Annotated in this window: 1 protein-coding gene; it reads right to left on the reverse strand. The window is 47.5% G+C overall.

Annotated elements, in window-relative coordinates; translation table 11 throughout:
* Positions 1-156: 156 nt before the first annotated feature.
* Positions 157-12,111: a hypothetical protein gene (locus DTHIO_RS06495; protein WP_008869528.1), complete on the reverse strand. Its 11,955-nt coding sequence runs from the start codon at positions 12,109-12,111 to the stop codon at positions 157-159.

The following is a 12,111-nucleotide window of genomic DNA, read 5'->3' on the forward strand; positions in this document are numbered from 1 at the left end:
AACCCCGCCCTGGCAAGTCTCGCAGAATAAGCATAAAGGCCTTGCCTGTCAGGTTCCAATCGTAGTCAACATCCCAAAAAAAAATACCCCCGACTCCAACCATGTGGAGCCGGGGGTATGGTTATTTTCAGCTGTGACAGTTGAAGTGGTTAGCGTTTAACCATTCCAAACCAGGGAACCGTTTTCTACATCAAGGTCATCACCGTCAACTCCTACCAGCTTTACCATCAGGTCATCGCTGGAGACTGTGTCTTCGTCGCCCAGGTTACCGTAGATGTAGGTGTCACCTTCCAATTCGAAGAAGCCAAACATCTTGTCATCATCATCCTCCAACTCAGTCGCGGCAATATGTGCAGCTTCGTAGGGGGACTCTACATCGCCGATTTCTATAGCTTCATCAAGCCAGTTGTCCTCAGTCAGTCCAAGATCGCTGAAGTCAAGGGAATCACCTTCTTCAAATCCTTTTACTTTATCGTTGTAGTAAAAGGCAAATGGTGCATCGTATCCGTCTGCCATTTCAATAGAATGGCCCACATCCTCAAGTGTGAGGGTCAACTCGCCTTCGTCCTCATCATAAGCATCTTCAAAGTCAATAGTTTGATCGAAAGGTGAAACACCGTCGTCCCAGTTATGATCTGCAATCAATTCAAGGTAGAGCTTCTCTACATCGTCGACATTCTCAAAGAAGCCGGGCAAGTAATCGTCGACACGCTGGAAGCCTTCACCGTCATCCTCATTAATCTGGAAGTTGAGACCATTAATCTTCTCTGCAGCGTCATCATCGATGGAGATCACGATAGACCCGCCCTCTTCATCAGCCGCAGATTGGATTTCCTCACCGACGTCTTCGCCTTCTTCGCCCGGATTTTGGATGTAATCCTCGTTATCCTGTTCCTCATTAAGATCGTTTTTAATTTCAAGGTCAACGGTGAAGGTTTGGTCCTCACCCTCTTCACGACCGATGATTCTGAGCTGACCTTGAGCGGCCGTAGTCTCAGCTTCATAGTCAGCACTGAAATCACCATCATTATTAAGTTCATCTCGGATCTGCGCTACGACAGCAGCACGGTCACTTGGGTCAACGAGTGTAACTGGTACAGTCACATCATTAACACCCGAGTCCTCGCCCGCGATAATATTAAAGGTATACTCCCAGTCGTTCTGTTCATCCCAATCTACTTCTGGATCAGTGAGGAACGTCAGTTGGGTGATCTGAGCTTGCTGATCAGCTCCAGGAGAAACACGCTCTACCTCGCCCAAACTCTCAACAACAAGGCTCTGCTCAGCATCATCATAGACCACAGTGTCTTCACCATCTCCGAGTACGAAGGTGTCTGCGCCGGTGTTGGCGTTCAGGATATCTCCCTCATTTCCGGCCTCTACGGTCTGGTTGTAGTCTGCCACGGTGAATACGTTTTCCTCTCCTTTATCGAGGATGTATCTGTGGACTCCTTCCAGACCTTCGGTATCCACACCACCTACTATTTCGATAGTCAGCTCGCCTTCACCGGTGACCTCATCCAGCTCGTCGTGCTGATCAGCGGTCATGGTGACTCTAGTTTCACCTTCTGGGATATCCAGAATGGTGATGCCGCCAAAGTCGTCACCTTCATTAACCTCTGTCAGAATTATGTCGCTGGAAACCTGCAGCACATCGTTATCTTCCTCAAAGCCGGTCCAGGTAGTTTCACTGAGAAACCCGCTCAGACCAGTCAGAGTTACCACATGGTCATCATCACCTTCGCGGGTCAGGTTGGGGTTCTGACCATCAAAGTCAAAGGTAATGTCGTCATCTACCTCGTCAGTATCCAGGATGTAGTGACCAATGCCATCACGTGCTGTGATTTCATCGTCTACCTGGCGGAGTTTGCCTTCCTCTACATCCTCGTCTTCAACAGGTCCTGATGTCTCATACTCACTGAACTGATTAAGTATCTCTCTGTCAGCAGTAAGGACAGATGCGTAATTAATGGTTAATTTATCTTGGCTGCCTTCAAAGCTATCCAGATCAGTCAGATCAACTTCACCATCAACCAACAAGTCGCCTTCAATGGTAAGATCGCCACCGTTGGAGAGGTCTGTGGAACCGGTAATTCTAACTTCGCCTGTATCCTGGAAAGTCCACTCGCCGTCAGCATCAAGCTCAACGTCGAGCAATACAACTTCAACATTACCATCACCACTCAAGTTGAACTCTTCGCTATTGATGTTCTCAAAAAAGAGTCTGGATTCTTCAGCATCACCAACTGTCACCTCGGTGAGATTACCGGCATCAATACCGTATGCCTGGTCAGCTCCGACGTTATAGAAATCATCATTCACCGTTTGAACAGAATCCCAGTCAGGGCTTCCGATTGTTACATTACCTTCAATAGTCAGACTCTCCAGGTTGTCACCGGTCAGAGCAGCGCTGCCGCCGATTACATGCAGATGTGCATCTGTGTTGTATATTTCATACTCTTCGATGTTATCACCCAGTTCGATAGATTTTACATAAGCAACGTTTGCCATATCAGTATTCAGGATTGCCGTGGCTCCTTCCTCGGCAGCATCCATTTCTATGACTGTGTCGGTTATGATTTCTTCTTCTTCGTCATCGTACTTACCAAGATAGCCAGTACCGTCAATATCAAAAACCACTTCGTATACGTCATCGCTTACTTCGTTAGTCAGGGAATCATCGGTGAGGACCAGCCTGTCTATGAAGACTTCAGCATCCTCTGAACCGCTTATAGTAAGGCTGGCATTGTCATCATCATCCTCTGCACGGTCAAAAGTAATGTCTCCAACGTACAGAGGAACTGGATCAACGACATCTCCATCTTCATCTTTCGCGATCGGCGTTGTCTCCAGCACCACGTTAAGCAGGTTCAGTCCATCGCCGCTGCTGATATTGCCTATGGTGTTGGCTCCAGGGAGAACAAGCGGATTTCCGTCTTCTCCTAAAGGATTGTCATCATCATCAAAGCCACCAGCGGCCCAGTCTTCGGGAGCAAAAACGTTGTCGAAACGGTCAAATACTCTTCCAGTATCAAATTTACCAGAGGTAATAGTCAGAGTTTCGAAGACAGCTTCTTCAGGATTCCGGACCTCTGTAGGGTCTATAAAGGAATTCAGTGTAAGGTCTTCGATCTCAACGCTTCCACCCATCTGGACATCTACGTTTTTATAGAATTGCTTATCCTCGCCTTCCAGCAGATCAAGCCCACTTTCGAGTTGAGTGAACCCGGCCACTTCGAAAATACGGTCAACAGGTCTCACTACATCCAGAGTTTCTTCCAGGTCTCCTGTATACTGGATGTTAATGATCTCAATTCCACGATTCAACCCTTCCCAGTATCCTTCAACTTCGGGATCATCAGTTACCAGCTCGTCCCTGACAAACAGTCTCTTGATATCACCGCTGTAGCCAGAAGCATCTATGGGCTTGTCAGTGATGGTATCAAAGAGCCAAGCGATGGCGTTTGAATCGCCTACTGGATCACCATTGTCTTTAAGAACAATGACTTCCCTTCCATCAGCCTGCTCCTCAGTAGCAAAACCGATTACCTGGGAGAAGTCATCCAGTCGACCCAATACTACAGTGAAGTCACCCAAGTCTGTGTCCTCATGCAGCTCAACTACATCACTGTCAAGTGTTGCCTCACCAGCAATATTATCAGCTATGCCGCTAAGATCGGTTTCAGCTTCACCAAGGTCTTGGATATTGACAGTGCCACTACCACCTATGTTTAACCCGTCGGCCTGGGCAGCAGTCAGGGTCAACTCAGCGCCATTAAGATCAATCTCCTGATTCTGGTCGATATCCAGACGGTTTAAAACGGTCCAGTCAGTATCTTCGCTGATCCTAAGCACAGTTTCATCGCCAAGATCAATGTTTAGAACACTACCGGCGATCCAAGCATTAGCACCTATCTCAAATACGCTATTCTCAGCAGCATCGCTGAAGTCGAAGCTCCAGACACCATCAAGTTCGTTACCATTCAACTCCATCTCGGTCTGACCGGTTCCTGCTGTAAAGGTGAAGTCTTCACTGTTGATGTTCTTTACCTCACCCAGGTCCAGATCACCGGCATAATCAGAAGCATCAATCTCTTCAAGATCGTCTCCGCCATCTACTGTGTCCAGCACAATGGAGGCTTCTTCTTCCCCACCGGTGAAGGTCAAGGTCTCGGTATTAGCCATCTCCAGAGAATCTGATCCACCGGGGATGTTCAAGGTACCGGTATAGTCATCCGTATCAATCACGAGGTGATCGATGGCCGAGTCTGTGGTATCCAGCCCCTTGATATCTACGTTGGCGTCTCCGGTAAGGGTCAAGGTTGCTGTAGCTTCATCTACATTTTCTGCACTGAATACGATTTGACCTTCTATCTCCAAGTCCACATCTACAGCATTAATGGTTATATCCAGCAGATCGCCTTCTTCACCAGACTTATCTCCATCAGTCTCGATATTACCGGCAATAACTACTGGATCGCCTGTTAGAGCCTGGGCTCCTGAGATATCCTCTGTATTGATGGTCAGCATGGTGTATTGATCACGATGCACACCATCATTAATTACGACAGGTCCATTAACTGTTGCAGCATCTTCACCATCAGCCTGCAGGGTCAGGACTACCTCACGTACCTCTTCAACATTCTCGCCATCTGCACCATCGTACTTGCCAGCACTGAATGTCAGTCCGTCAGGCACTGCATCCGGTTCAACCACAACATCGCGGAACCTGGCATATGGTATCTCCTCAGGAGGTACACTTTCTATGTTCAGTATGGAAGCGTTTTCCAGATTTTCCAGGAGGTCTTCAATAGCCTGGCTATCACTGAAGTTGTTGATCAGTTCGTCACGGATTTTGAGATCCACCAAGTGATAATGGCCTACATCAATGGTATCTTCAAAGTCTGGCTGTTCAATAAACTTAAACCACACCAGAGGCTTATCAGTAGCACCTTCTTCGCCCTCGATCTTCAGGCCATCAGCAAGGTCGAAGTTTTCAATGCCTATAGTCTGACCATCACTAAGAACTATAGTGAAGGATCCATCACCAACATCCAGATTGCTCAGACCAAGATCTTCCGGAATGCTCACGTCACCATCAAATGTGATCGTACCCGGTGTTATGTCGTCGCCGATGTTAAGTTCAGCATCATTGTCCAAGGCATCTACTGCTTCATCCAGCTGATCCTGAGTAATACCTTCGATGTTCAAGGCACCGTCACCTTCTACAGCAGCTCCGCTCTTAAACAGCTCTAAAAGCTGCTGACCGCTGATCGTCAGCTCGGAATCTTCGGGGATAACCAGCTTATCCACACCGGTCAGAACGGTATCTGTATCCAGTGCGCCTACGTAACCCTCAAGTATGGTGACTGTGCCAATATTGACGCCTTCACCAACACCCATATCAGAGAAGTCCACCTGCTCATCGCTGAAGTCAGCAACGTTCAGGGTAGCTTCGTCATCGTCTTCGTCCTGCACAGTAATGTTCTGCGGCTCGATTGCCTGAATCTGATCCATGGTCAAAGTCAGATCAGAACCGTCTTCCATAACTATGGCATCGATGTCTGTCAGCTCAGTGCTGGAGAAGTCGACTCCAGGTGCTTCATCTGCATCCTGTACCACCAGGGTCATATACCCATCTACGTCGCTGGCATCGATGGACTTCAGCACGGAATTGTAATGGTGCACATCCAGAGTGACATCATAGTCGCTGCTGAATGTTACGTCTTCGAGGCCTGCAAAGTCATCTTCGCCAATATCAACGCCTTCATTTACACCAAAGATGCTGCCGATTTGAGCATTGCCGTCCTCAACATTCACATCAAGGCTCTTGGCATTATTCATTTCAATGCCATCAACCACCAGTGCCCTGGCTTCATCTTCGGAAGTCACTCCCAGTTCCTGGCCCTGGTTGTTGATATTTACAACTGCAGGTGCACCTTCATGGAAGAAATCGGCCTTCAAAGTACCAATGTTGGACTGATTGGGATTGCCATCAGCCTTGGGTAAGTCGTTCCAGTTCTCAGCACCGTCGCCTTCCATAAGGAAGTTTACACCCCAGTTGACCTGCTGAAAATGAATGGTGTCTCCACCGTTCTTCTGCAGACCCAGGGTTTGCAGGTCCTTGGTCAGGTCGCAGACGTAGAAGTTATGCGATACACCATCATTGTCTTCTTCGCTGAGGTCTGTCATAACGTATGTGTGTACGCCGCTGGATTTCAGGCCGTTTTCCATGCCTGCCTCAGCAACATCACCTTTAAGCTCAACATTAAGCCTGGTGTATTCTTCGTTGCCGATAACCTCTGCAACATTTTCGAAGTTGGAGATAGTCACATAGCTGGCTCCACGGTCATCGTCAGCATCCCAGCCCAGCTTGCTTTCCAGTCCGGAGAAGTCCAGAGTGAAGTCTTCACCCAGGAAGTTAATGGGTTCGACAATGGACAGATCCTGATCACCGGTGATTACCAGCTTGTCATAATCTTCTGCACCATTCAGGTGTGTGGGATCAATCTCGGCTACCTCGGTGTAATCAAGGCCGTCGGAGAAGATATTAAGTACGCTTATTTCCTCGCCATCTTCAACCTCTTCTGTTGAATCCCATACCCAGACACCAGGAGCATCCATAACTATCCCAGACTCGTAGATCTCGGATAGATCTGCATAGAACACCTGATCTTCATAATCTGCAATATTAATGGTCGCAGATACGTCTTCAGCCGTGCTGAACTCGGCTCCAGCTTCTGTAAACGCCTGCAGCTGATCTGCGGTTACAGCAAACTCGCCGTCAGATGCAAAGTGGATTTCCAGATTTTGTGGAGCGTAGAGGTTATCTTCCTCAACATTGGTAATGTCGTTGTCACCTGAGAGCTCAAAGCGCACATCAGGGCGATCATCAGCGTCCATACCATCACCAAAATTTATTATTTTGGTGCCTTCCTCTCCCTGGAAGTTATCCAGCTGCATAACCAGTTTGTCGGTCTCAACTCCGCCTAAATCCAGAGGATCACCACCGAAGTCATTGCTCAGGCTGGTAAGTACCAGAGTGGAAGTATAGTATCTTCCTGTAGAGGGGTCTCTTTCTGCGTTATCGCTATGCACTCTGGCCATGTCATAGCCTTCATCCTCAGCTGCATACTTCAACTGCAGGAACTGCTCCTGAGTCATCTCCAGAATAGTATCGCTTTCTTTGGCTTCGATTTCCACCTCTTCAGGCCTACCAAGATTGGTATTCTCATTCAGGGTGATCACGTCGCCGTCAGCAATGGTCACTGTGCCGATGTTATCCACATCAATGGCTGAGAGGTCAATTTCCTGATCGGAGAGACCGGTGACGTTAAGCTTACCTTCGCCGGAGATATCGTCTACCGTGATATCCACTATCTGGTCAGCAGTCAGGGTAAGTTCGGTACCCTCTTCCAATACTACTTTGTCAATACCGGTAAGATCTGTTTCGGAAAAGTTGACTGCTCCTAATTCCACTCCTCTAAATTCCTTGCCAATCACAAGGGTCATATCGCCATCTACATCGCTGGCATCCAGAGATTCCAGCATAGAATTGAAATGATAAACATTGAGGGTAACATCATTATCACTGGTAAATGTGACGTCTGTGAGGCCTGCTAAGTTGTCCGGATGGAATTCTCTAAAATCCTCAAAGATTTCTTCGTTTAATCCTACCAGACCCTCAATAACCGTATCACCGCCAGTTACGTTAACTGTGGCATTGTCGCCGTTGTTAAGCATAATGCCGGCAACTTTCATTACCTCGCCTTGAGGCAGGTCAACACCTTCGGCAAGCTCTACGTTTACTACTGCATCAGCTCCGGAACGAGCATAATTTCCTATCAGGGTGCCCACGCTGTATCCGTCATACTTATCCAGATCGACTTCCATGAGGAAATCTACTCCGCGCTCAACATTATGATAGACGAGATATTGCTCATAGTTGCCGCTAAGACCCAGTGTCTCTACATCTCTGGTGACTTCTGAGGTAAAAACAAAGCGGTCTTTTCCGTCCATATCGGTAACAACGTAAGTCTCAACTCCGGATGTGACCAGGGGATCATCTTCATCTCCAACATTGCCATCCAGCTCAAGATCAATGCGGGTATCGCTGCTGTTTCCGATTATTTCTTTGATGGTACGGGTTCCGCCGATCTCTGCCAGGGTCAGGCCTTCCATGTTGCCCTGCAAACCAGAGAAATCCAGGGTAAAGCCGTCTTTGGCGTTGGTAGTCATATTTACCACTGCGCCATCATCGAAGACCATGTCTTGGTCACCAACAATTTCTAAGGTCTGAGCCAACGTGGTGAAGTCTTCGGAAATGGGGCTTACTTCGTCGCTTACCAGAGTCAAAGTATCCTCTGTGTCACTTACGCCAGGACGCTCAAAGTCACCATCTCGAATAACTGTCACGTTTCCGGATCCATCAAAGTCACTGGAGAGGGAGCCACCAAAATCGTAGTCTGACTCAAATCCAGTATAGGGATCGAATGTAGGCCCAGCTCCAACGATTTTGACGGAACCTAAGAGATCATTTCCTACTGTATCTTTCTCACTTTCAATTTCATCTACGTGATAGTGCAGCTGCTCGGCAGTCAGAGTTAACTCTGCACCCTTTGTGATGAGAAAATTCAGTTCGATTCCGGATGCCTGTGCTACCTCACCTCCAACATGGAAATTGAAGTCACGCAGAGAAGACAAATCTACACCGCTTAGATCTGTGTCGTCCTTTACAATCAGGTTCAGGGTTTGTTCTGCCCCAAACACCTCACGATAGGCTTCAAAACCCTCTGGTCCGATTTCCAAAAACTGCTCAACAGTAAGGGTCAACTCATCATTCATGACCACTGAGTTGATACCATCCAACTCAGCTGCACGCAGATCGCTTGCTTCCAGAACGGTCAAAGCAACATCGTCGCCGGTTATGGAAGAGCCTTCCAGAGCGGTTACGCCAGCATCGCCGCCTTCTCGGTCATCGTCTGGATGACCCAGAATGACGTCATTGCTGCCGTCTTCTGTGAACTCGATATTAATCAAGGCACCGTTAGTAAACTCACCATATCCAAGGCCATCAGATTCATAAGAACCATTCAGGAAGACATTATTGCCATCCCCAGCAAGGGATACGGAGATATCTTCGCCATAAAGGTCTACTGTATTGTCACCGCCAAAAGCTTCTACTTTGGCTTCTGTGACTTCTTCTGCATATACCTGACCATTTCCACCTTCCAGGGTAACATTCAGGGTCTCGACTTCGCCGTCAATATCTACAACGCCATAATCGCCACCCAGAACGATGTCAGCCAGCTCAATGTCGCCTTCTATCTCTACGTCATTGTGATCACCTGCCAGGTATATATCTACTTTCTCGGCTTCGCTCCCGTTTTCTTCTGGTGTGTTAACATACAGCTCAAGCTCATTAGAGCCATCACCTTCAGCTGAAACCAGGACGTGTCCGCCTTCTGTTGTGGTCAGGTCATACTTGTTGTTGCCGGTCTCGTCTGTGATATCGATTAGCAGCTTACTGTGTCCGTCTTCATAAGCATCAGCGTTGCTCTCAACAATATAGCGATTTGATCCAGCTGCATTATTAACTATCACTTCACGAGTATTTTCGGCAGTAAACTCATCATCAGCCTGGGAACCAGTAAAAACGATGCGCTCCTGGCCATCAAAATTGATGTCTACACCGCCCTCATTCTCAGAGGCATTGAATGTAGCCGGACGATCATCGCGGAAGATATTATTCAGATCTCCGGAAATGTGCAGATGCGCAGAGCCGGTGACGTTGATGGTGGTCAGGGTAGCGTTATACAGGCTGGAGATATTGCCCAGATGGTTGTCTCCGCCCTGGGAGTCGAAGTTGAAGGTATTGGCATTGTGGGCGATGTTGAAGCCAAGTGCTCCATCAGGCCCTTCTTCAGCAGCATCGCCAGAAGGATTAAAATCGACATTGTGCAGAACAATGTCTATGCCATCACCAGTGTTGTCCCGGCCATAATGCAGGTTCAGGTGGTTGTTGAAACCGCCCTGCAGGTGCAGTTCAGCTGCGTTACGAATGCCGGATACAGTCAGATTGCCAGCATTGAGATTTTCATCATCAAAAAGACCCTGATAACCGCCTTCGGTAATAGTCAGCTTCTCAAGATCCAGTGCCCGGGCGAGATCGAGGATGGAGTTCTGGTTGTCGCTTAAGCCATAACCAGGATCCGGAAAATCACCGTCACCATCACGCCCATAATTGAAGTCGTCTCCAATATTGTCAGCGTCTACATCATCATAAGTATAGATGTTGGGCAGGTTTTCAATGCTTACATGCTGAATGTTCATCATCTGCAGCGGCTGTGCGAAATGACCTTTGGCGTCTACTTCCAGGGTATTGTAACCGCCACCGCCGTCAATATAAGCCTGGTGCAACAGATCAAGGCGACCAGCCTCTATCAGGGTATCGTTGTCACTGGTGTTGCCTTCTTCTATGGTGCCACCATTGTTGGTGTCAGGAGTAAGTACGATGGGCTTAAAGTACTTGCCGCCTTCTACCTTGACCTCATGGAGGTCTACCATAATGTCTTGATCCGCATCTTCGCCATATTTTGTAATTTCAGCATCAGGATAAAGTTCACTCAGCTTAACCTGAGGCATATATGTTACTTCTTTTTCGAACAGGCGCGAGTAGCCGTCCTCGTCAAAGAGCAGATTGTGCAGAAAATTAAAAGCCTCAAGCTTCAAGGTCACTTCACCATCTACCACATCAGCGCTATCTATATTTAGTACTATTTCATAGTTACCTGTGTAGTCGCCTTCTTTACCCTGAACCTGCTCAACAACTACTGTGCCATCATCTTCGAAGAAGATTATATTTGAATCGCCTTCCACCACCTGAACATTATCATTCTCTTCTCCGATAGCTCCGGCACCCTGCAGATCGTCCAGTACTCCAGCCTCGGTGATTGCTTTGATTTGATCAAGAATGGGCTGGAAGCTTTCAATTTTCATTGGCTCCCCGAATCCAAAAATGCCGTCTAAGGCTCCTAGAATACCATCTCCGTCTTCTCCGCCCAAACTTTGGAACAGGCGAGTCAATGAAATGCCCTTGGGGTCATCGCAGTCGCTGCACAGGGAATACCCCCAGTAAATATGTGTCTCAGTAATCGGGTCTACATCGACATATACGTCCTCTTTTTCGCCGATAGCTTCAGTGAGGGTGAACTTCTGGGTAGGAAGTACAGGCTCTACATCATGAGAGTACCACTCCGAGATGTCTTGCCCGTCATAGTACTGGTAGCTTATAGGAACACCATCACGTGCCTGATTTAAAGTATAGGTGTAACTGCTCAATGTATCGGCTCTAAACCATTTGCCGTTATTCAGCTCGTTATCGCCTATGGTGATTTTGAACCACTCTACATCCTGGGTATAGGTAAACATCTGATCCAGGGTGGTATTTCTATCAATACTATCAAGAACGCTAACTTTATCTGACTGTTCCTCTGCCTGAATATCTACTGTAGGAAAATCATCAGAGGCGGGAGAGTCACCATTAAACTGTTTGAAATCAACAGCGTGATTGCTCCAGTCACCTGTAGTTCCATCATCGTAATGGGCCTGAACATAGAGAGAATTGTGATTGGCTGCGATGGAAGATAAATCCAAGCTTTTAAGATCTTCTACGCTAAACCAGCCACGCCCTAAACCTGATGTAGACTCGACAACTGAACCGTCAATTACATCATTACCATTCATTTCTCCTGTCCAGAGGCGAACATGAGTTACATCTGTGGAATAATCTATCAGATCTTCAAAGGTGTAACTATCAGCGGAATCATCAGAAGCTGGAGTATTTCCAATTGTCTGACTTTGCCACTCCTCAGTAGTTCCGTCTTCAAAATGAAACTGGGAATAGAGTTTGTTGTGACCTGAAGGAATATCACTGAGACTGATTTTGTCCAGGTCGTTGACATTAAACCAGCCACGTCCAAGGCTCATATCTGACTCTACAGCTGAGCCACCGAGAAGATTTTCGCCTTCCATTTCACCTGTCCAAAGGCGAACGTGGGTAACCCCCTCCGGAAATTCAAAAAGATCAGAAAAAAATTCATGGGTAGCCAT

This window comes from Desulfonatronospira thiodismutans ASO3-1 (assembly GCF_000174435.1).
Lineage (GTDB): Bacteria > Desulfobacterota > Desulfovibrionia > Desulfovibrionales > Desulfonatronovibrionaceae > Desulfonatronospira > Desulfonatronospira thiodismutans.

Bases quoted from the DNA above. Each gene is read 5' to 3' on its own strand.
- DTHIO_RS06495 (WP_008869528.1), bottom strand. From the start codon at position 12,111: ATGGCTACCCATGAATTTTTTTCTGATCTTTTTGAATTTCCGGAGGGG.